This is a genomic window from Legionella sp. W05-934-2 (assembly GCF_964199965.1).
Taxonomy (GTDB): Bacteria; Pseudomonadota; Gammaproteobacteria; order Legionellales; family Legionellaceae; genus JAFIFT01.
In genome coordinates this window covers 1-23,012 of record NZ_CAXMZT010000003.1, presented here as the reverse complement: position 1 = coordinate 23,012, position 23,012 = coordinate 1, and the positions used below count along the sequence as shown (strand labels likewise).

The following is a 23,012-nucleotide window of genomic DNA, read 5'->3' as shown; positions in this document are numbered from 1 at the left end:
CGCGGACAAGCCGCGGGACGTCGGGTTAAACATTATGCCAATATATTATGCGAATACTCTGTTTTAAAAAGTGTCTATCCCTCAGGGACAAGCCGCGGGACGTCGGATTACACATTAAGGTCATAACTATAATACTAATAACATTTGTTTAAAAAGCTGTCCCTCACGCAGGACTAGTCCGCAGTACCCAGTTGACTCGCTCAAATGTATCTAATTTACCCAATGCATCCATTTGTTGTCGCCAAGATAATAAACCCCGCAGCGGATTTGTTCAAGGGATAATAACTGTTTTAACGCATGTGCATAGCCATTGACCTGGTTAACATAATCGGTGTGTTTGTTGTCTTCAAAGCTTGACGTTTTATAATCAATCACCCACCAACCTTGATCCTCGTCATAAAAAAACAAGTCGATAATTTGCTGTTTGGGTTTTTCGTCAGATTGAACGAGGAGGGGATATTCGGCATAGGCTTTTTGTCGGGGTTTAATCAGCCATTGCGCCGTTGGGCAGGCATAAAACTGAGTAATCAGTGACAGGCATTGCTTCTCAATGGATTGCTGCAAAGGCAGATGGACGACTTGTTGTTGAATGGCATGATGCGCTGGCCCCCAATTTAATTGCTCTAAATGTTGACAGTGATTATCGACTGCTTGTTGCAAAAGCAAGTGCACGACGGAGCCAACGACAGACGCATAATTATCCAACCGATCCTTGGCTTGAAAAGACGACTGGAAAATCACGGTCTTTGGACGGTAGTTCTCGACTAATGTATCGTCAATTCGATAAAGCGTTAACGGCGGTGTTTGGTGTTGTCTATTTTCTTGGTTTTCGCATGGCTCAAAATCGATATGTTTCAGCAAGGACTGAAAACTTGAGTTTGCCACCTTTTTAATGCCGGATAAACATAAACGCTTTTTCGAACGGGTTATAGCCACGTACAATAATCGCTGCTTTTCAAAGTGTTCTTTCTCTTGATCCAGGTTGGAAAGAAAATCATACAGTGGGCAGCGCTCCTGATCGGAGGCTTTGATTGGGGCCAATAAAAATAAAGGGGCTTGCTGTTCACGCGGCAATTTCAGCCATCTTAGTAATGGACGGTCATGGTTGGCATTGGTGGCACTGAGTTGCGGTAAAATAACCGTATCAAACTCTAATCCTTTGGACTTATGGATAGTCATCACTTGCAATGGGCAGGCTTGGCTTTGTTGGGCATATAGGGCATCCAGTTGCTTGCGAAAATAATTGACATCATCAATGGTACCGGCTTTATCGTGCTTGGTTAACAATTGCCAATATTGTTCCAAATCTGCAATTTCGTTGGCTTGGAAAAGCGACGGTCCTTGAAATGCGTGAAAAGTTTCCCAGATCCATAAGGATAAGGGTTTATGATAACGCTGCCGGAGTGCTTGGCTCATGATTTGGAAAAAATAACGAGCGCGCTTAACCCCGTCTTCGGTCAAGATTTCGTTTAAATCCTCTAAATTGGCAAGCACCTCATAAATAGGGCGATGCCGCGATGCTTTGCCGATTTGTAATAAATCATCGAGTTTAATCCCACAAAACGGTCCGCGCATCAATGCAAACCAACTGAGCCGATTCGCGGGATTGAGCAAAGCGGTCGTTAGGCTCCAAACATCTTGGATGTGGGGTAGGGTGGTCAATAAGTCCATATCGACGCCTTGAAAAGGGATGCGTTGCTCTCTTAATAACGCCAATATGGGGCGAAGATGGTTGCGTGAACGTGCCAATAAGGCAATGGTATCTTGGGGATAGGTCTTAAGTAACAGCTCGATATTTTCAACGATTGCTTCGGCCTCCTGCACTTTGTCATCATAGGAAGCGGCTTGAATGAAGCTATCTTCTATGGCAGGCAAGGCGGGCTCTGAATTGGAAAAACTAATCGCGCCTAATTCAATGTCTTCTTGGGCAGGAAAAATGGGGGTAAATGCTTGGTTAAACCAGCTGACAATTTGTTCGCAGGAGCGAAAATTCATTTTTAATTGTAAATAGTCCAATTTCACCGGACCTATGCCATGATAGCGAGCTCTTAAAAATAAACCGACTTCGGCTTGGCGAAAGCGATAAATCGATTGCATGGGATCGCCCACACAAAATAATGTCTTGCCATCGTTCTGCTGCCATCCAGCCACCAGTTTTTCGATTAACTGATATTGTTGGATTGAGGTATCTTGGAATTCGTCAATGAGTAAGTGATGAATGGAATTGTCCCAATAAAGGGCGAGATCGGTTGGTGTTTGCTCATCGCCTAAGGCGCTAATGGCTTGTTGGGAGACTGCCGTAAAATCAAGGACTTCATCTTCTTCAAACAACACTTGCAAGTGGGCGGCTAAAAGCGGTAACAGTTGCAATAAATACGCTAAAATGGTCCATTGATTATCATCGTATTGACTGGGTGGTAAATTTTTCACTCGAATCAATGCATCAACAAAATCGGGGTTTTCAGCCAATGTTTCTAGCAAACTCATCGAGTCTTCTTTGATTTGTTGGTACAGACTTTCATTATGGCAACTTGTTTTGCTCACCCCCACATGGTGGTCAAATTGCTTGCGAAGTTCGTCTTTTCCGGTAAGCAATAAGGAAGCGAGGCCATGTAATATGGTCTTGTCTAAATGGCTAAACTCAGACCAGAATCTTAACGGCTCGCGGGGCGAATTGATTTTATCATCCACGCATGCCGCTTGTTGGGCTAATTGTTGTAGTCGGCTTCGGATTTCGACAGGTGTCACATCGATAAAGCGATCAATGGTGTGCCGTTCAATTAAGGCTAACGCTTCCTCAAAGGCTTCTTTGGGCGCGGATTGAGCGCTTAAAACCAAATGCATCCATTGTTCACGCTGCATGAGCATATCAGCAAATAAGTCAATGAGCTTATCCACGCGGTTATCCAGATGCAATAATAACCCCGACATGGGTGTTTGCCAGTGTGACTCCTTCAACGCATATTCAATGCATTGCCGGGCGGCCTGTCGGCAATACCAGTCGGCATTTTCGGTGATGTTAGCAAACGGTATGGCTTTTTCTTGGATGGGCATGGCTTGGCAAATGGATTGGCATAAGGCATCCAAGGTCATGATTTTTAAGCGAGCGGGTTGATTGAGTATTTGCCATTGACAACGCGCATCTTGGGCAAGGACTGCTTTTGCAAAATCATGGGTTTGTTGTTGGTGAGACGATTGCGGCTCTTGTCCAGCAGCAACCCGTTTGAGGGCAAGGATAATCCGTTCGCGCATCTCACTGGCGGCTTTTCGGGTAAAGGTGAGGGCAATGATTTGCTCAGGGGCGTTGACCGTTGATAATAGGCGCAAAAACCGTTGGGAGAGCATTTCTGTTTTGCCGGAGCCTGCAGGCGCTTGCACCAAAAAGGATCGGGTCGGATCGGTGGCGTCTTGCCGTTGCTTGGCATCCAGGATGGTCATAACGTTAACTCATGAGCTGGTGGGCGCAAATTGTAGTGTGAACCCATGCAATATCCATAAGCGCCAGTGTTGGCAATGAGGATAACATCGCCTTCTTCGGTGGTGGGCATTCCCCGATCATACCCTAACGTATCGCCCGATTCACAAATCGGGCCAACGATATTTGCCATCAAGGCAATCGGTTTATCTAACTTCGTTAAATTGAAAATCGGGTGATACGCCCCATACAAAGCAGGACGTATCAGCGAATTCATCCCAGTTTCAATGCCGATAAAGCGAACATCGCCTTTTTGTTTGAGTTGGGTCACTTTGGCAAGAATCACTCCACTTTCCGCGACAAAGTAGCGACCGGGTTCTAGCCAAAACTGCAAGTGAGGGTACTGGGCTTTGATGGCTAATAACGCCTCATTTAAGGCAACTAAATCAAGCGGTGTTTGCCCGGGTTTTTCCACAATTCCTAAACCGCCACCGCAATTAATCACGCTGACATCGGGCAATTGCTGAGCGATTTCTGCTAGCATCAAAGCAGTTTTTTGCCAGAGTTCGGGGGTTAATATGCCACTGCCAGAATGAACGTGTAAGCCTTTAATGGTGATGTGGTGTTGTTGGCAATGGTCTTTGAGTTGGGTCAATTGGTCTTGGACAATGCCAAATTTCGATTCATTGCCACCGGTACAAACATATTTATGGTGGCCAGCCCCACTGCCTGGGTCGATGCGAAGGAGGATGGCTTTCTGGCTAAATAGATCCGGCCATTGGAGGAGGGGGTAGGCATTATCAATGGTGACATGGCACCCCAAATTTAAGGCATAGTCATATTCTTGCTTTGCTGCAAAATTGGGGGTAAAAAGGATGTGGTCAGCGGCTAATTTGGGCAATGTCTTACGCACATGGTCAATCTCAGCTTTTGATACACACTCAAAGCGGACCCCTTGGCTGGCTAATTGCTTCAAGATTGCCGGATTGGGATTGGCTTTGATGGCATAATATAGCGTATCAATGGCAGTCAGTTGTTTTAGTTTGCTCGCTTGTTGAGCGATTGTTTCTAAATCATACACATATGCCGGGGATTGGGTTTTCGCCAGTTTTAACAAAGCAGCTTTTTTTTCCTCCCACCAGGGCGTTGGCAAGGATTCCACCTCACCAAATTCTTCTCGCCAACTTTTCGAGTAGTAATAACTTTGCGGGTTGTTTTCGATGAGTAACGCATGCAATTTTTGACATAACTTCGTCGCTTGTGATTCATCCACCACAAAGGTTAAATTCAAATCATTGGAAGCGAGCGACATCATATAAATTTGTTGGGCATCAAAAAGGGCTAATGTTGGCCCCAATTGGGGCAAAACCGTGCGGATGCGATGGCCTACTAAACTCACCGCTGAGCAGGGTTCAATGATGCGCACATGACCAAATTGTTTTAACGCATTCACCAATTGTTTTAATGCGCGTGGGTCTTGCAATTTGGCGCTGTTATCCAACGACACGGTGACATTAAATTCAGACGAAGAGAGCAGATCGACCGAAAACCCGTAGGTTTTGAAGGCTTGGAATACATCGGCTAAAAATCCAACTTGTTGCCACATGGTTAAGGTATCAATGGACAGGAGCATAACGTTGTTTTTCAATTGAATCGATTTAATCGGCGGGGCATATTCATCCGTTTCAAGGCCAATTTTGGTTCCAGGATGCTCCGGTAGTCGGGTATATTTCACCGATAACGGGATGTTGGCAGCACGCACGGGGGGAATGCAATTAGGATGCAACACTTTAGCCCCCATGGTGGCAATTTCTTGGGCTTCATCATAATTTAATTGCTTCAATAGACGTGCGTTAGGCAACTCATACGGGTTGGCCGTATAAATCCCCGGCACATCCGTCCATATTTCACAGGCTTTTGCTTCGACTGTTGCAGCGATTAGGCCACCGGAAGTATCGGAGCCACCTCGCCCTAAGAGCACCGTTTCGCCTTCTTCATTATGGGCAATAAACCCTTGGGTGACATACACTTGCTTGCCGTCATCTGTTAATTTTTTGATGAGCGTTGGATTGGGTTCGGCCTGGCAACGAGCTGCCAAGTAGTTGATCGCATGACCACCAGGCTGATGACGTGTGGTTAATAGCTGGCGAGCATCCAACCAGTCAGAGTCTAAGCCTTGTTTGCTAAGAAAGGCTTGTCCTAATTGTGACATCATCAGCTCACCCAGAGCGAGAATGTTGGCATGGGTTTTGGGTGAGGCTTCTCCTAAGAGGGCAATGCCTTGCAGCCATTTTTCCAACTGCTCATACCAAGTGGAAAGAAGGGATGACTCTAAGGATAAGTCCGCGAGTAGCGATTGATATTTTTGTTTGATGTCCTCAACAATCGACTGATATTGGTTTACAAGGGCTGCTTCAATGGCTTTTTCCAGCAAGTTGGAGACCTGGCTATATGCCGAGCAGACAACGATCACTTGGTGATTTTGACCATGATGTTGGCGGCAAATCGTGGCAATATTGTGCCAATTTTCAGCTGTTGACACGGAGGTGCCGCCAAATTTACAAACAATAAAAGGCATGGATGACTCGCTAACCTCAAAAGGGTTAAAAATACCATGTTTGCTGTGGCCAGCTCAATAGAAGAATGCCAGGTAGGGGGGGGATGGTATATCTGGCTCAAAATAATCCATGGTGGCTTTGGATGTATCTTAGTGAAAAATAAATGCCTATGTAATTAGAAAATAAAGGTATTTTTATTATTTTTCATTTGAATTCCTATTAAATTATTTTATGATGGATTAGTTCGTCTTAAACACGTCAGACATAATTTTTAACAGGAGTTTAGTGTGAAACACATGTATAAACCCATTCGTACACTAGTCAGTTCAGCGGTCCTTGCTGTAATTGCGAGCACAACCGCCCAAGCGGGTGGATTTTCATTGTACACCGAAAGCAATGGCTACTCCGTCGGAAACTTCGGCGCCGGTGTGGCAGCAGAAGCCCGAGACGCCTCAACGGCTTGGTTCAACCCAGCTGGTTTGGCCTTGATCCACGATCAGCAGGCGGTGTTTGGTGGGGTGGGTGTGTTTCCTACGTCGAAAGTGTCGGGTAGGACGGTTTATACGACTCCAAATCCTGCAGTTCCAGGCACCGTCCTCACCTATCGTCAGACATTCAATAATATTGATGGCGCTGAGAATGCTTTTGTTCCATCCTTCCATTATGCGCGTCCTTTAACCGACACAGTGACCTTTGGTCTAAGCTTGGTTTCCCCCTTTGGTTTATCTACCTTATGGGATTCAACCACTCCCGTTCGCTATGCCGCGGAAAAGAGCGAGTTGCTAGTCGTGAATCTATCACCTTCAATTGGTGGTAAACTGACGGAGCATTTCTTTTTAGGCGCAGGGATCGATTTGCAATATGCGAAAGTTAAATTTAATCAATATCTTGGTTCACCAGCGTTGGCCAGTTTCATTTCTACGTTACAAACTGGCATCAATAACCCTACAGGCTTAGATTCTTTGAGTTATAATAAAGGCCATTCCACAGGGGTTGGCTTTCATGCGGGTGGTATGCTTGTCTTTAATGATAATCACACCAGAGTGGGTTTAAACTATGAATCAAAGGTCAAACACAAATTTAATGGGTATAGTGAATTAAGAGGTCCTTTGGCAAATACCGCAACGAATGTTCTTGCTGCTGCAACCTGGGCAAATGGTACTTTCAGAGTCAATAACTTGCAAAGTAATCGGATTGAATTTCCAGAAGTTGTGACTTTGAGTGCTTATCAAGATGTTAATGAGCGTGTTGCTTTACTAGGCTCAGTTGTGTTCACCGGATGGAATGTCCTACGAACAATCCAACTTAAAAATGTGGCCGCATCGGGTGTTTCAACTGCTCCAGCAGGGCAAGTGTTTAATGTAGTCGCTAACTCCAGCTCGAGCGAAAACTATCGCAATGCATGGCGGGGCGCACTGGGTGCTAACGTCAAAGTCAATGAGAAGTTGATGGTAACCTTTGGTGGTGGCTATGACCAAACGCCAACAAGGGATGCGTTCAGAACAGTCCGCTTGCCTGATGACGATCGTTGGGCTCTTTCTGTGGGCGGTCATTATCAAGCACGTCCTGATATTGGTGTTGACGTGGGTTATACCTACCTATGGGCAGCTAATAAGCCACCTATCAACAAGACGCAGTTTATTGGAACGAGTACGTTCAATGTTAATGGTCGAGCAGATGCCCATGCCCACTTACTCGGCGGCCAAATCGTTTGGAAAATGGATGGCGTTGATGAAAAGCCAGCCATGAAGAAGTAATTCAAGCTGTTGTTTAAAAAAAGCCGCTTTTGCGGCTTTTTTTTCAATTTAAATGTGGGTTTTTACCTGCGTCCAAATTTGTACAGACAATTTTTTAGAAGCTCCGTCTTTGCGAGCAAAGCGAAGCAATCTATACCAATCAACGTTCTTGATGAGTTCACGTGCATATCGATTACTAAATTCGTGAACGTTAGCGTTACCGTCTGCGTTACCGTAAAAGTAAAAATTTTCTTTCCTATGCAGACACTGGTACCGCAAATATACGCTATTGACAGTCCGATGGATATTCCCAATAATGGCCAAGTTTTTTTAACTAAAGGAGTATTCAAATGGGTAGTTCATTAAGTTCTATGTTTTCAACACAACCAACTCAGCCACCTGCGGCAGTTAGCAAACAATCGTTTTTTGCCAGTGGGGCACAAGTTAATCATGGCAGTCATGTCCATGTTTTTGATCCGCATGATGATCACTTTCATGTTGTCACAGTAGCGTTTGTCAGTTCTCAAAGCACGATGGGTATGTTGATGCAAAGTGATCTTTGCACTCCTGAAGTGGCTTATACATTATACCTATCAATGGTCAATGATGCGGTTGGAAACAGTCCAGAGAGTATGCAAACATCAGAATTTTCCGGTGAAGAGCAACAAGATGTTCTACCTATGGATGCTACGCCAACCGAATTAGAAACATCATCTCAAAGCAACGAGTCGGGTGATGAAGAAGCGGAAGATGAGCAGCATTCTAGTCCCTCTCAATCTATGTGATGATATAAGATTGGTACCCGCATTACGCTTTGCTAATGCGGGTTACTATTTTTGTGTGGTCTAATTTATTGCGTCTCATAATATCTTAGCCCGTATTAGGCGAAGCCGTAATACGGGGAACTAAGCAATCGACTGACTTAGTCCTTTGTCAATGTCACTTCACCAGGACCATTAACAGTCAAACGATATCCATTTGCTGCCACAACGGCTGGGGTGATAACACCGGATCGAAGATCCATCGTAAGCCTGCCTAGCGTCACAGGGTGAGCTGTGTTTGTTTCCATTTTAACATCCGCTGAACATGTCCCATTGACAATAATCGGCGCGCAAGCTAGTTGAACAAGCCCCCAAACCACTTGTTTGGTTGAATTTGGTTTGGTTGGGTAGGGGGATGGTTGACCATTGACCCAAGCATTTGATTCGACACTGGTATTGTTGTGGGTGGTTAGATACATAGGGGTAAAAGCAAAAGCCGATGAGGATAATGCTAATGTGGCGCCTGCGGCTAAGCCTATCAATTTATTCATAGAGTTACTCCCGAAGAAATAAGTTAATAACTGATCCAATATACCCAATTTATCAGCGAATAACAATGAATTGGCTTTTATGCGGTCGTTATAAGTCCAAATTGTTCTTCTTAAATACCCTGTCAGCCCGGTAACTTGAACGCACGAGTGGGCCGGATGCTACCTCAAAAAATCCCATAGCAAGGCCAATTTCTCGGAATTGCTTGAATTGTTCGGGGGTGACATAGCGAACAACGGGTAGGTGGTTGCGGGTGGGTTGAAGGTATTGGCCTAATGTTAGGATATCGATATCATTGGCGCGAAGATCGTGCATGCAAGCCACAATTTCTTCATCGGTTTCACCAAGCCCCAGCATCAAACTGGTTTTGGTCAGTACATCGGGGCGATAGCGTTTGGCATAGGCTAACACATTGATGGTTTGCCAGTAGCCAGCACGGTTGTCGCGAACGGGGTGGGTTAATCGCTCCACGGTTTCAACGTTTTGGGCAAACACATCCACACCACTATCGAGCAGGGTGGCAACCGCTTTTTCGTCCCCTTGAAAATCGGGGGTTAAGGCTTCCACCTTGGTTTTGGGGCAGCGATTTTTAATCGCTCGGATGGCGTCGGCATAATGTTGGGCACCGCCATCGGGAAGATCGTCTCGATTCACCGACGTTAGCACCACATAATCTAAATTCATCACCTCAACAGAATGCGCTGCTTTTTCAGGCTCATCTTTATCAAGCCATCCACGCGGATTGCCGGTATCCACGGAGCAAAATCGGCACGCTCGGGTACAAACAGCCCCCATTAACATGATTGTAGCGGTTCCATGCGACCAACATTCACCGATGTTAGGACATTTGGCTTCCTCGCACACGGTGGCTAATCGATGTTTGTCGACTTCCGCTTTGACCATTTTATATTTTTCACTGGTATGACCTATCACCCTCAGCCATTTGGGTTTAGGTAAGCGTTCATGGGCTTGGTGGGAAGTTTTTACCCCATCTTTGATCGCAGAAAACCCCTGCTCGGTTTGGTATTTTCTGCCACTTTCAATAACAACAGGGATATCGATGAGCTTGGTCATTTCACTACAGCCTTTGTGAGAGAACACCAGGGTTTCTCATGGTTATGAAACCAATGATTATACAGCCCCGGGGTTGAAAAGTAAAAATCCCAGGATTTACGCAAAACGCCAATCTCTTCGTTATAAATAGTTTCCAATTCGGTCATTTAGTGTATCTAAACTCCCTCATTAAAAACTTTTTATGCCTCGACCTTGGCTTTTTTGCGTAAATCCTAAATCTGTTAGGATGATTTGTTAACGTCCTTTTCAAGCCAGTTTTCTAATGAATCCTGTGCATTGATTAAAGATAATAGTTGTTCACTTAGTTGCCGGTAAAGCATTAGGATATCCGGATGAGAAGCAAGGGTCTCTAGGTGTGATTGGACGGTGTGCTTATCTCCTCGAACAATAGGCCCCGTTAATGCATCGAGCAAATGGTTATTGTGATGACAGTTGTTTAAACTCGCTGACATCAAGGATAAGGTTAAATGATTGGCTAAGCGATTGTCGATTCGACAGGTTTGAAATAGCTTATTGGCTGCATGGGCTAAGCCAACAAGGCCATTGCTTGCGAGGGTGCATGCACTGTGATAAAGCATTTTCTGATATTTATCGATGACAAAAGGCTGTGCCCCCAAATTTTGTAAAAGGGGGATGAGTTGATTAATCGCTAAGGGATCCCCTTCAAGGCTCACAGGACAGCGGTGGAACGCGTTGGCATCGATTTGTCGGGTAAACGCTCTTAATGGATGAACACTGGCAACCAGTGCGCCAAGATTGGCTAATGGCGATAATATATCGCTGCTTAAGCTGCCCGCGCAATGAACAAAAATGGATTGATGGGGGATTTTTGAGTGGCGTGCTAGGGCCTCAATGGCGGAAGCAATCTCGTCATCTTCCACGCAAAGAAAGGTGATATCTGCCGATTTTAGCTTATCAATCGAATCAACCACCGGCCAATTGCTTTCCGATGCAGCCAGGTGACGACTGACAACTTGTTGAATATGGATGTCGTCTTGGGAAGAAAGCGCAGCCAGCCAGTGCTGCCCCAAGCGACCAGCGCCGATTACATTGATTTGGTAGGTCATGGTTTTAGAACACTAAAAATTTTATTATATAGGAGTATAGATTATCATTTGTTCTCCCCACTCCCGACTTGCCATCACTTGTTTCTCAGCAATCTAAGCGAAATTTAAACCCCCGACGTACCGCGCTTTATGCGCGGTATCCAGGACGATGTACCGTTTTACCAGAACCATTGGTGTCCTAGTATGCATTTCTGGATGCCGCGAACGAGTCGCGGCACGTCGGGAGAGGAGGGACCGTCGACAATAATACCATCAAGTTGCTATTAATTTAACTTTATATTCACACCTATTTTAGTTCTTTTAATAAGGAAATAAAGAGCAATCTACTCGTGAACGTTTGCGTTACCGTCTTCGTTACCGAAAAATACTCAAATTTTTCAGAGTGTTGGTTGACCTGGCTAGGTTCGGTAACGGTTACAGTAACGCAAACGTTTACGTAAGGATAATTTGGGCCTTGAAGTTCTTGGGGGTGTAATTGACATCCCATCTCGAAGCTCTTACAATCTCGGCAAAATCACCAGGGGTGCTTTGCGCATGCGAAGCTGAGAAAAACCCTTAGAACCTGCACTGGGTAATGCCTGCGGAGGGAGCGTGAGTTTAGTGATGTGGCTTTAAGCCCTATTGCTAAACTTTCTCCTTCTTCAAAAGGAGAAAGACCATGATAGACTCACTAGCGCTATGCTTAGTCACTAACTACCAACACGACTCCCTGCCGGCCTACCTCGATTTTCTTGGCCAAGTTATTGAAGGGGGTGTGACCGCTGTTCAGTATCGTGATAAGACCAATCCATTGCCTGTCATTCGCAAAACAGCGATCGCCATCAAACAGTTCCTTTCGCCTTATTCCGTTCCTTTGATCATCAATGATTATGTGGCATTAGCGGCAGAAATCGATGCGGATGGGGTACATATTGGCCAATCGGATTGCAGTCCAGCACGGGCACGCGCGTTACTTGGATCAGATAAATTAATTGGCTATTCCATTGAATCGTTGGCACAACTAAACGTTGCCAATCAATTGGAAGCGCTTGATTATGTGGCTGCCAGTGCCGTTTTTCCCAGTCAAACAAAAACTGATTGTCAAACCATTTGGGGTTTAGCGGGGTTAAAAGAAGTCGTGCAAAAAAGCCACCATCCCGTGGTCGCTATTGGGGGTATTACCCATGACAATGCCTGCGAGGTCATAAAACAAGGCGCTGCCGGCATTGCTGTAGTCAGCGCGCTTCATGACCATCCGAGCCCTTCGCGAGCGGCTAGCCAATTGATTCAACAAATACGAAAAGGAAAAGACCATGTATAAGCAAATAGCTACCCTGGTGGAAGCAATCAAACAACAACGGCCTTTGGTTTTAAACCTGACCAATTACGTCACCATGGATTTTATAGCCAATGGCCTACTAAGTGTGGGCGCATCTCCCATCATGACGCATGCAATGGAGGAAGTGCGCGACTTGGTCCGGATAGCACAGTGTGTGGTGATAAACCTCGGGACGTTAGATGAACCCTTTATTCGGTTATGTGAAGCCGCCTGTAGGGCGGCTAATGAGATGAATAAACCCCTGATTTTTGATCCCGTGGGAGCAGGAGCCAGTCAATATCGAACAACAACGTGCTTAAGTTTGTTGGAACAATATCAATTTGCCACTATTCGCGGTAACGCCAGTGAGATATTAGCCTTATGCGGGAAGATGCAAACCACCAAAGGGGTGGATTCCACCCTAAACGGCAGTGATGTCATTGATTCAGCTCACGGGCTGTCAACGAAATTACAGGCAACGGTGGCTATCACTGGCAAAACCGATGTGATTGTTACAAACGATAAGGTTAACCGATGTGAACGCGGGGTACCGATTATGCCCTTCATCACCGGCTCAGGGTGTTTATTGACCGCAGTCATCGCGGCATTTCATGGGGTGGAAAGCGATCCCCATGTTGCCGCTCGTGCTGCTATCAATTTTTATGGTGTCTGTGGTGAATTAGCGGCGAAACATGCCATGGGACCTGGTTCCTTTAAAATGCATTTTGTTGATGCATTATCACAATTTCCAAAGCGAGAAGATTATGAAGCAATCTAATTTAGCTTGTGTCTTAAGCATTGCCGGGACAGACCCTTCAGGCGGGGCTGGGATTCATGCCGATATCAAAGCCATTTCTGCCACAGGAGGCTATGCGGCGGCCGTGGTGACAGCACTCGTTGCTCAGAACACCCAAGGGGTACAAACCATTGAAGCGGTAAGCGCGGATTTTGTCCAACAACAACTCGAATCGGTGTTTACCGATGTGACTATCAATGCGGTTAAAATTGGCATGCTCCATGATCAGCGGATTATCAAGGTGATTTGTAAGACGCTAGCCAGTTTTAAGCCAAATCCGGTGGTGTTTGATCCCGTGATGGTAGCCAAGGATGGGTCGTTGTTATTGCACATGGAGACGATGACAATGCTAAAAGAGGATTTATTCCCCTTAGTGCATTTAATAACCCCCAATCTCTTTGAAGCAGAACAATTGTTACAATACGAAATTACCAATAAAGCGGTAATGCAAGCTGCTGCAGTTGAACTCGGCAAAGCCTATGACATCCATGTTCTCATCAAAGGAGGCCATCTTAATGCATCCGTTGCCCCCGATGTGCTTTATGACGTTAAAGCCAATCAATGTCATTGGTTTGAAGAGAAACGGGTGGAAACAAAAAATACCCATGGGACAGGATGCAGCTTGTCTTCTGCCATTGCCTCTTATTTAGCACAAGGCCTAACTTTGATAGATGCGGTTAAGACCGCTAAACACTATATTAGTCGAGCGATTGAATCGGGAAAAGATTATTCTCTTGGCAAAGGCAATGGCCCCATTGATCACTTTTATTTTTTAGGAAATCGATGTCATGATCATTAACCAAATGCTTCAAGCAACCCAGCCCATTTTAGAAGCAATTTACTGCCATCCATTTAATCTTGAACTAAAAGCTGGCACATTATCGCAACAGACATTTATGGTGTATATCATCCAAGATGCGCTCTATTTAGGTGACTATTCGCGGGCGCTCTCCATGGCTGCTGCAAGGCTCCAACATCACCCTCATGCGACCCAGTTTATTCAATTTGCCCTGGGCGCTATCCAGGCTGAGCGCGACCTTCACGTTGGCTATATCAACCATTATCAGGGGCTAAATAGTAACCTTTTATCGAGGAAAAATCCCAGTCCAGCGTGCTTTATGTATACCAATTACCTCCTGCGCATGGCGAGCATATCGTCCATTGAGGAAGCGGTCGCAGGCCTTTTGCCCTGTTTTTATATCTACCATGAAGTAGGCAAGCAAATGCTAGCAGCACTTCACCCCAATCACCCTTATGCGGATTGGATCCAGTTATATTCGGGCGAGGCATTCGAAGAATCCGTCCAATGTGCGGTTAATATTGCTAATGAGCTGGGAGCAGAGGCGTCCGATAAAACAGCTAAGCAAATGGTTGAGGCGTTTATTAAATCAAGCCAATTAGAGTGGCTTTTTTGGGAAAGTGCGTATCATGAAACCGATTGGCCGATATAATCCTTGATGCCAGGGCCAAAAATGTAATATTCGTGAACGTTTGCGTTACCGTAACCGTTACCGCAATACGCCCAAATGACTTCAAAGTTTCAGCTGACCTGCTTAAGTTCGGTAATGGTTATGGTAACGCAAACATTCACGTAAGAGATAATTAGACTTTTTCATGGTGATGAGGTAGGAATTATCCGCTGAAGGATTGATTTTTTTGCGAGCAGATTCTATCCTACCCATCTTAATTACTCGGACTGGCTTAGGCTCATGACACGAAAGAAAATCACGTCATTTCAAGATATCGTTTTAACGCTGCAACAATTTTGGGCGGATCAAGGCTGTGTTGTGCTCCAACCGCTTGATATGGAAGTAGGGGCCGGGACATTTCATCCGGCGACGTTTTTGAAAGCGATTGGTCCGGAGCCTTGGTATTCGGTTTATGTGCAACCCTCGCGCAGGCCGACAGATGGTCGCTATGGTGAAAACCCCAATCGCTTGCAACACTACTACCAATTGCAAGTGGTGATGAAACCCTCTCCCATTGATATTCAACAGCGTTATTTGAATTCTTTGATAGCCTTAGGCACCGATCCCTTAACCGATGATATTCGTTTTGTCGAAGATAACTGGGAATCGCCGACGTTGGGCGCTTGGGGCTTGGGCTGGGAAGTGTGGCAAAACGGCATGGAGATTAGCCAATTCACCTATTTTCAACAAGCAGGGGGGTTGACCTGTAAGCCGATTATGGGTGAGTTAACCTATGGGCTTGAGCGGATTGCCATGTATGTGTTGAATGTGGATAATATCTTTGATTTACCTTGGTGTGAAACCGAGCAGGGTGTGATTACTTACGGTGATGTGTTTCATCAAAACGAAGTGGAAATGTCCACATATAATTTTGAACACGCAAACGTTGATGAACTGTTCAAGCAGTTTGATTTTTACGAGCAGGAAGTCAATCGTCTGATTGAGGTCAAATTGCCATTGCCTGCCTATGAAATGGTGATGAAAGCCTCCCATACATTCAACCTATTAGATGCGCGGCACGCGATTTCAGTAACGGAAAGGCAACGATTTATTTTACGCGTTCGGCAGTTATCCCGAGCAGTGGCCCAAGCCTATTATGAGTCCCGAGAGGCGTTAGGATTTCCCCTACTTCGCACAAAAGAGGAACAATGATGCAAGATTTTTTATTTGAACTCGGGTGCGAAGAGTTGCCCTCAGCGGCGGTTAAATCACTTTCGGATGCCTTGCAAGCGGCCATTTCAGGGCTATTGCAAAAGCATCAATTAGTACACCAAGCGGTCTTAGCCTATGCATCACCCAGACGGCTGGCGATATACATTAAGCAGCTTGCGGCGGAGCAACCAGAGCAAACCAACCAACGACGCGGACCAGCGTTGGCGGCGGCTTATGATGAATCGGGCCATCCCAGTAAAGCATTAATCGGGTTTGCGCAATCATGCGGTGTTAGCCCCTCTGACCTTGAAACGTTGGAGACGGATAAGGGTAGTTGGTTGGTATTTAACCAAACGATCAAAGGCAAACCCGTCCAGGAAGTGATGCCGGCTTTATTTGAGGAAGCACTCAGTCAACTACCGATTGCCAAGCCCATGCGCTGGGGAGCAGGGGATGACTCGTTTGTTCGGCCCGTTCATTGGTTACTGATGATGTATGGAGGCCGCGTTATTCCTTGCCAATTATTTGGTGTGAACGCGGATAAGTTTAGCCATGGCCATCGTTTCCATGCGCCGCAAGCCATTGAAATTCAATCACCTGAAACCTATGAAGCCCAGTTACATCAAGCGTTTGTGGTGGTTGATTTTGCTAAACGTCAACACATGATTCATGAACAAATTCACGCGTTAGCCAAGAAACACCATGCCAATGCAGTGATGCCTCAATCATTGCTTGATGAAGTGACCTCAATTGTGGAGTGGCCGGTTGCCTTATGTGCTAATTTCGACCAGCGTTTTCTCGAGGTGCCAGCCGAGGCATTAATTGCATCGATGCAATCCCATCAAAAAAGTTTTGCGCTCAAAAAAGAATCCGGTGAGCTTATCAATCAATTTATCTTTATTAGTAATATTGAAAGCCAGGATCCAAAGCGGGTGATAGAAGGCAACGAAAAAGTCATGCGTGCTCGCTTAAGCGATGCGGCATTCTTTTTTGAACAAGATAAAAAGCATTGTTTGCAAGACCATATTGCCATGACGGGGCATGTGGTTTTTCAACAACAAATGGGCACCTTGAAGGATAAGGCCGAGCGCATTGCAAAAGTGATGTCAATTTATGCACCCCGATTGGGTCTATCAGCCGAGCAGGTTATGCGCGTTGCCGCATTAAGCAAATGCGATCTCATGACAGGTATGGTTGGTGAATTTCCGGAGTTGCAAGGCTTGATGGGGTATTATTATGCTCAGCATGACGGTGAAGAGGAAGCGGTTGCTTTAGCATTGCATGAACAATACTTCCCCCGCTTTGCTGCCGATGATTTACCGCAGTCTTCCTTAGGATGGTTGCTATCACTGGCGGATAGAATGGATACCTTGGTGGGTATCTTTTTGCAAGGCAAAAAACCAACTGGGATGAAAGATCCCTTTAAATGCCGCCGCCATGCTTTAGCCATTGTACGCATGCTGTTGGCACAACCCATTCATTTCTCGCTCAATGAACTGATAAGCGACGCCAAAGCATCCTTTGAAAACACAATCGATAGCAAAGAATCTCAGCTGGACCAACTCAAACCCTTTATCCTCGACAGATTGCAATCCCATTTGGTCGCACAGCATGTAACACCCCATCAAGTGGATGCGGTCTTGGCTGTTTCCAATGATGATGTTTATGACGTTGGCCAACGAATGGCCGCACTCGTTACCTTTGTTCAATCACCGGCCTGTGAATCATTGGCAAGTGCTAGTAAGCGGGTTGGCAATATTCTCAAACAGGCGAGCGTGAATCAGGAAAATATCAATGAAAAGCAACTCGTCGAGCCGGCTGAAAAACAGCTATGGCAACAATTACAAGTGACCCAATTGGAATGCCAGAAAGCCAATCGTGACAAAGATTATGAGACGGCTTTGTCTCATCTAGCTGCCTTAAAAGAACCGGTGGATACGTTTTTTGATCAGGTGATGGTCATGGTCGACGAAGAAGCCGTTAAGCAAAACCGTTTGGCTTTATTAAGACAGTTGCAGCTTAATTTACAGCAAGTTGCTGATATTAGTTTGTTGCCTTAAGTGAAACTTTGAAGATGAGGGATGAGATTGCCATTGCCTGCATTGATGAATCCCACCAAAGTCAGGCCGTCTCTCTCGCTCGGCAATTAAAGCTCAATATCGATAATAAAGCCAACAATCAACTGCAAGTCACCGCTCAGGGGTTATGGCTAAAATTAGCATCATTTAAGCCCATGCAAGTTGATTTTAGTTGGAAAACCTGGCGCAAACGAACAGCGCAAGGTAAGCGCCAAGACATCATCAAAGCCTGTAAAATAAAGCCTGGGATGACAGTCATCGACGCCACTGCTGGTTGGGGCCGTGATGCGGCATTATTAGCCAGTTTTGGTGCAAAGGTCATCTTATTTGAACGAAATCCCGTTATGCAGGCATTGCTTTTAGATGGTATTTCACGACAGTCCCCGGAAGATAAGCAACACTTGTCAGTGGAGTTAATTCCGGGTGAAGCGAAAGATCTTTTGAAAGATGTGGCTCAAAACATTGACCTCATCTATATTGATCCGATGCATCCGCAACGGCAGAAATCAGCGTTGGTGAAAAAAGATTTGCAGGCTTTGCAAACGATGATTGGTCCGGATGCTGATGCCAGAGAGTTGATTGAGTGTGCTTTAAGTATTCCTTGTCCTCGTGTGGTGGTTAAATGGCCAGTTCATCTACCCCCTTTATTGCCTCCGACTTGTTCATGGTCAGGGAAAACAGTGCGTTATGATCTATTTAATCCTTTCATAGAGAATACGTGAACGTTTGCGTTTCCGTCTCCGTTTCCGAACTAGTTTATTCCTACAATAAGACCCTATTATAGAGTTGGAAATCGCACGGACACTTGGAGCAAACTATCACTTTTTATTATTATTTTTAACCACTAATTTTTGATTGCCATGGATCTGTTCGGTAACGCATACGGTCACGCAAACGTTCACGTAAAAGCCAAGTATTATTCGTGTATTCGCTTTATGGATTTTCTCAAATCCCTTGACATCAGTGCGCTTCCTCAGTAAACTTGCACTCGCTTTAGGGGTTATAGCTCAGCTGGGAGAGCGCTTGCATGGCATGCAAGAGGTCGGCGGTTCGATCCCGCCTAGCTCCACCAGAGTTACCCTATTGTGAGTTGTTTATCTAGGTCCCCATCGTCTAGAGGCCTAGGACATCGCCCTTTCACGGCGGTAACAGGGGTTCGAATCCCCTTGGGGACGCCATTTTGGGTGGACAATTCGCAAGAAAATTTTATCTAGGTCCCCATCGTCTAGAGGCCTAGGACATCGCCCTTTCACGGCGGTAACAGGGGTTCGAATCCCCTTGGGGACGCCATTTCTTATAATCTTTCAAAAATCGTTCGTGTATTAAAGCCAAATAGTCGTTCATGCATGCGATAGGCATATTCGTCTGTCATATTGGCGATATAATCACAAACGGTGCGCATGGCAGCCGCTTCATCGATTTCCGCATTTTGTTTAAAGATAACACGGTTTTTTTGATCGAGCAGGCTGGTTGGGTTAGAAGCAATCGCTTCAAACAAGCGTAAAATAACGGTTTGACCACCGTATTCAAAGGTTCTCGCTTCCTGGGAATCGATCACATGTTTGTAAATAAAATCGATTAAGTTATCCAGCAACACCCTTGCTTGAGGTTCGAGCTTGGCTTGGTGCCGTAACATGGGTTGTTTAAACGTTTCATCGGTAATTTTTATTTGGCTGGCTGTGATAAAATAGTTAACCATCTCACCAATGGCTTGCTTGCGTTCAAAGGCTTCTTGGCTAAATAAATGATCTAAAAGGGCATAATCAGGATGGGCTAAGCTTGTTTCAGCGAGTGCATCCATTAATGGATCGTCTTCAAATTGCTCACGACTGATTAATCGTAAATAAATAGCATCTTCTAGATCGTGGACACCATAAGCAATATCATCGGCAATATCCATTACCGAACAATCAAAATTACGAAAGGCTGCTTTACCATGTTGGTGCTCGCTTGGGGCAATTGACAGTGATTGAAACAGTGTTTTTTCCTCGTCGGATAAAGGGTCCAGAATCCAGTCAACCACCGCTTGTTCACAATCGAAATACCCTTTGGGCGGTAGCCAGTCATTGATACGAATGCTCTTATGGAAGTTAGCTATTTTGGGCGGCAATTGTTTTGCCACAACCTGGCTTAATGGAACAGGGTATTTGAGAATGCCTAGCAATGCTCGGCGTGTCAGGTCTAAGCCAAATTTGCCATAACTGGTTTCTATTTTTGATAACAGCCGCAAGGTTTGACCGTTGCCTTCAAAGCCACCAAAATCACTCATCATGTAATTGAGTGCGACTTCGCCGCCATGGCCAAAGGGCGGATGACCGATATCATGGAGTAAACAAATCACGCTGATGATGTCATCACAGGGAAGCCAATTATTATGTTCAGCAGGGTGGATATGCTTTAAGTGGCGCACCACACTTCGGCCAATGGACGCGACTTCTAACGAATGGGTAAGCCGAGTGCGATGAAAATCGCCTTCATCAGTCCCTAAAATTTGCGTTTTACGTTGTAAACGACGAAAAGCCGGACAATGTATTACGCGCGTCCTATCCCGTTCAAAAGGGGTTCGATGGTCATGTTGACCTCGCTGATAGAGTTGGCCGGAGCGTCGGGCTGTCCACATAGCATGATTCTCGTCTAAAGTTATCACTTTACTGCAAACCGGTCAGCCGCTCAAGGGGCGTTAAATGATCTTAGTGGCAAAAATGGTGGTTTGGTATCTATACTTAAATTAAATAAGGGTGAAATGGAAATAATCAATTGTTGGGCCAAGGCCCAACCTACGGGAATGAGCGGTTTTTGGGGAAACATAAAAATTGTAGGTTGGGCCTTGGCCCAACACCTAGCTTTCAGGAAAGATAATAATAATTAAGGAGATAGTCATGAAATATCTCATACCCTTTTTGTTAGTATTGCTTTGCTCTTGTTCGACAACGTCTTATTACCGTTCTACCAGTTATATTCCCTACCAAGGATATACCTATGACGAGTATGATAGTTATTACGGCTCGGATGGTGGCAATTATTATGACGGTCAGCAAGGTTATTATCAAAGGGATTATGGCGATAATCAGGGGCAATCAATTAGTGTCCCGAATTCGTATCACGTCGGCAGGTACCGCTCACCCCAATCACCGCAATCCCGAGACGAGCAATGGGTCAATCGTCAGCAGTCGGGCGGCTATACCATTGAAATTTCCCGGGGAAGCAAAGCCTCGCAAGTGGCAAAAGAGCTGATGCATGCGCCCAAAAATAACCGGACAGCCGCGGTGCGTTCAGGCGAGGGCTATGTGGGAGTTTATGGTAGCTATCCCAATTATGAAGATGCCCGGCGTGCCTATGATAATCTCCCAACGGATTTACGTGGCAAAGCCAGGATAAAAAGTTGGGGAAGCGTTCGCTAATAATTATGTGAACATTCAAAAAGCTGGTTTGACGCAGTCCTTGCTGACGCTGTGCTGAATTTTAAAATACACACAGGCGAGGCCGTAAAAGGATAAAAATAGCCAATTGTTTTGCGGATTTGACTATCTGGGTTATTAATTGACAATTAGTTGCCAAGCAGATACTATATTGATTTCAAATTAATCGCCCTGTATTAGGTCGAAAGCAATAGCCTGTTAGGCTAATTGCTTTTGATAATCTATCTCTATCATGGGTTTAAAATAGAGGAAGTTGGATTATGGCATCAACCGTTGAGCGCAGCAACCGATCGATTTGTAATGATGTATCTACCAACCCGCTTCCTTTCCATAAAAAAAAATATCCCTTCATTACCGGATTGAGTTTTTTTGATCCATCGGCACAGCTTGCGAACACAGCGATTATCCCTAGTGGCCAAACGATTGCAAATCAAACGCAAAAAAATAAGGATAAAACCCATGATCCGTTGTCCTATTTTATGGTTATGGGGTTGGTAATTGTCTCTAGTACAGTAGCCGTTCCATATTTTCATGTTGGTCTATTCATGGGTGTCGCTAGTTTTTTCATCAAGATTCCGATTGCTCAAGTTTTGCAAAGGTCTCTCCCTATTAACACCCATGTTAACAAAGCGAATCCTCAAACATTCGATTTTGACCCTTTGGATGTGTCTTTATTTGCCCCGATTTTGGAAGAATTGATGTTTCGTGGCTTTATGCAACCGACATTGTTGCTTTTGATTCCAATGCTGATTCCTTCAACTGCAACGGTATTGATTGCCTCTGGATTAAGCGCTGCTGCTTTAATTTCGATTCTAATCACATCGGTCGCGTTTGGGCTCGCTCATATTGGCAATAATCACAGTGGCTCTTATGTGCAAGGTGTGCTATGTACGCTGTCTGGACTAAATTTAGGATTATTAGCCCTTTATTTTGGACTACCGGCGGCTATTGCTTCACATATTGCCAACAATACCTTGGCAGTTACTACCTCAATGTTGTTGGATGGAAAAACCGCACCAGAATCACAAAACACCAAAGACGACGCTTATGCACCGCCTATGATGACCAGTTCATAATTTGGCGTTTTTCGGATTAATCTCGTTTGAAATGGCTTGTTCGGCTTTTTCGGAAGCGATCACCCCAGCCGATTGTTCTAGTTTGAAAAATCCAGATCCCATACCAAAAACCCACATTACCGCATTAATCAATTGTTTTAAAATATTTTTGGTATAAGTCCAAAGACTCACATCGCGCTGCAATTCTTTTGCATGGGTGTTCACAGCGGTTTGGCAATTTTTGATGAATGTTTCAGCTGTTTCTTTGCGATGTTCATTGAAATACGTCTTAGCATTTTGTCTGAACTTCTTAAGCACTTCACCCGCCGCATTTTTTGCATCCGGTACAAATTTACCAACATCATCGCGGATCGCATTTTCAAACTGATTGAGAATTTCTTCTATTCTTTCTTTTTCCAGGTTAAGTTTCTGTTCAATCTGCTTACGCTGTTGCTCTTCTTGCTTACGCTGTTGCTCTTCTTGCTTACGCTGTTGCTCTTGTTGCTTACGCTGTTGCTCTTCTTGTTGCTTACGCTGTTGCTCTTCTTGTTGCTTACGCTGTTGCTCTTGTTGCTTACGCTGTTGC

The 23,012-nt window shown here is 45.1% G+C and carries 18 protein-coding genes, 3 tRNA genes and 1 riboswitch; of the genes, 14 read left to right on the top strand and 7 right to left on the bottom strand.

The genetic code is table 11. The features are described 5' to 3' along the window. Nucleotides 1-210 precede the first annotated feature (210 nt). Together AB3348_RS03730 and AB3348_RS03725 are read right to left on the bottom strand one after the other, a co-directional pair. Nucleotides 211-3,438: a UvrD-helicase domain-containing protein gene (locus AB3348_RS03730; RefSeq protein ID WP_367606217.1), complete on the bottom strand. Its 3,228-nt coding sequence runs from the start codon at nt 3,436-3,438 to the stop codon at nt 211-213. Beyond that, a complete protein-coding gene (locus AB3348_RS03725; RefSeq protein WP_367606216.1) occupies nt 3,435-5,993 on the bottom strand; it encodes a bifunctional aspartate kinase/diaminopimelate decarboxylase in 2,559 nt (852 codons plus the stop codon). Before AB3348_RS03725 ends, AB3348_RS03730 begins: the two co-directional genes overlap by 4 nt. A 267-nt stretch (nt 5,994-6,260) precedes the next feature. On the opposite strand from AB3348_RS03725, the gene AB3348_RS03720 reads away from it, so the two are divergent. Beyond that, the gene (locus AB3348_RS03720) at nt 6,261-7,730 is read left to right on the top strand and encodes an OmpP1/FadL family transporter (RefSeq protein WP_367606215.1); all 1,470 of its coding nucleotides are present in this window, start codon (nt 6,261-6,263) and stop codon (nt 7,728-7,730) included. 329 nt (nt 7,731-8,059) lie between these two features. Continuing rightward, the gene (locus AB3348_RS03715) at nt 8,060-8,494 is read left to right on the top strand and encodes a hypothetical protein (protein WP_367606214.1); all 435 of its coding nucleotides are present in this window, start codon (nt 8,060-8,062) and stop codon (nt 8,492-8,494) included. 137 nt (nt 8,495-8,631) lie between these two features. Here the strand turns inward: AB3348_RS03715 and AB3348_RS03710 are convergent, their stop codons facing one another. The 3 genes from AB3348_RS03710 to AB3348_RS03700 all read right to left on the bottom strand — a co-directional run bounded on the left by AB3348_RS03710 (nt 8,632) and on the right by AB3348_RS03700 (nt 11,160). After that, nucleotides 8,632-9,021: a hypothetical protein gene (locus AB3348_RS03710; protein ID WP_367606213.1), complete on the bottom strand. Its 390-nt coding sequence runs from the start codon at nt 9,019-9,021 to the stop codon at nt 8,632-8,634. Nucleotides 9,022-9,109: 88 nt separating this feature from the next. After that, nucleotides 9,110-10,093: a lipoyl synthase gene (lipA, locus tag AB3348_RS03705; RefSeq protein ID WP_367606212.1), complete on the bottom strand. Its 984-nt coding sequence runs from the start codon at nt 10,091-10,093 to the stop codon at nt 9,110-9,112. A gap of 221 nt (nt 10,094-10,314) precedes the next feature. Further along, nucleotides 10,315-11,160, bottom strand: coding sequence for a Rossmann-like and DUF2520 domain-containing protein (locus AB3348_RS03700; protein WP_367606211.1), 846 nt, complete (start codon nt 11,158-11,160; stop codon nt 10,315-10,317). Between the two features lie 509 nt (nt 11,161-11,669). Further along, nucleotides 11,670-11,767: riboswitch (TPP riboswitch) on the top strand. 51 nt (nt 11,768-11,818) lie between these two features. Between AB3348_RS03700 and thiE the strand changes: the two genes are divergently transcribed. From thiE to AB3348_RS03650, 10 genes are all read left to right on the top strand, one after another. After that, nucleotides 11,819-12,460 carry a thiamine phosphate synthase gene (thiE, locus tag AB3348_RS03695; protein WP_367606210.1) on the top strand — a complete coding sequence of 214 codons (642 nt, stop codon included), beginning with the start codon at nt 11,819-11,821 and terminating at the stop codon, nt 12,458-12,460. Next, nucleotides 12,453-13,235, top strand: coding sequence for a hydroxyethylthiazole kinase (gene thiM / locus AB3348_RS03690; RefSeq protein ID WP_367606209.1), 783 nt, complete (start codon nt 12,453-12,455; stop codon nt 13,233-13,235). The genes thiE and thiM overlap by 8 nt, the downstream gene beginning before the upstream one ends. Beyond that, nucleotides 13,222-14,052 (top strand): bifunctional hydroxymethylpyrimidine kinase/phosphomethylpyrimidine kinase, encoded by an 831-nt coding sequence (gene thiD / locus AB3348_RS03685; protein WP_367606208.1) that lies wholly within the window; start codon nt 13,222-13,224, stop codon nt 14,050-14,052. The genes thiM and thiD overlap by 14 nt, the downstream gene beginning before the upstream one ends. After that, entirely contained in the window at nt 14,042-14,704 is a 663-nt protein-coding gene (gene tenA, locus AB3348_RS03680; RefSeq protein ID WP_367606207.1) for a thiaminase II, read from the top strand. The genes thiD and tenA overlap by 11 nt, the downstream gene beginning before the upstream one ends. Nucleotides 14,705-14,962: 258 nt before the next feature. Then, the gene (gene glyQ, locus AB3348_RS03675) at nt 14,963-15,874 is read left to right on the top strand and encodes a glycine--tRNA ligase subunit alpha (RefSeq protein WP_367606206.1); all 912 of its coding nucleotides are present in this window, start codon (nt 14,963-14,965) and stop codon (nt 15,872-15,874) included. Further along, entirely contained in the window at nt 15,871-17,934 is a 2,064-nt protein-coding gene (glyS, locus tag AB3348_RS03670; RefSeq protein ID WP_367606205.1) for a glycine--tRNA ligase subunit beta, read from the top strand. The genes glyQ and glyS overlap by 4 nt, the downstream gene beginning before the upstream one ends. A gap of 14 nt (nt 17,935-17,948) precedes the next feature. Beyond that, complete coding sequence (locus AB3348_RS03665) at nt 17,949-18,674, top strand: class I SAM-dependent methyltransferase (RefSeq protein WP_367606204.1); 726 nt, start codon at nt 17,949-17,951, stop codon at nt 18,672-18,674. Between the two features lie 274 nt (nt 18,675-18,948). Beyond that, nucleotides 18,949-19,024: transfer RNA gene (locus AB3348_RS03660), tRNA-Ala, on the top strand. Between the two features lie 30 nt (nt 19,025-19,054). Beyond that, nucleotides 19,055-19,130 (top strand) — tRNA-Glu (locus AB3348_RS03655). Nucleotides 19,131-19,166: 36 nt separating this feature from the next. Then, a tRNA-Glu gene (locus AB3348_RS03650) sits at nt 19,167-19,242 on the top strand. 4 nt (nt 19,243-19,246) lie between these two features. Here AB3348_RS03650 and AB3348_RS03645 read toward each other — a convergent pair. Beyond that, nucleotides 19,247-20,572 (bottom strand): anti-phage deoxyguanosine triphosphatase, encoded by a 1,326-nt coding sequence (locus AB3348_RS03645; RefSeq protein WP_367606203.1) that lies wholly within the window; start codon nt 20,570-20,572, stop codon nt 19,247-19,249. A 259-nt stretch (nt 20,573-20,831) separates the two neighbouring features. Between AB3348_RS03645 and AB3348_RS03640 the strand changes: the two genes are divergently transcribed. After that, entirely contained in the window at nt 20,832-21,353 is a 522-nt protein-coding gene (locus tag AB3348_RS03640; RefSeq protein ID WP_367606202.1) for an SPOR domain-containing protein, read from the top strand. A 278-nt stretch (nt 21,354-21,631) separates the two neighbouring features. Beyond that, complete coding sequence (locus tag AB3348_RS03635; protein ID WP_367606201.1) at nt 21,632-22,447, top strand: CPBP family intramembrane glutamic endopeptidase; 816 nt, start codon at nt 21,632-21,634, stop codon at nt 22,445-22,447. On the opposite strand, the gene AB3348_RS03630 is transcribed toward AB3348_RS03635, so the two are convergent. Then, a partial coding sequence (locus AB3348_RS03630; protein ID WP_367606200.1) for a hypothetical protein occupies nt 22,442-23,012 on the bottom strand: 571 nt, incomplete at its 5' end. The two genes, AB3348_RS03635 and AB3348_RS03630, sit on opposite strands and share 6 nt — an antisense overlap.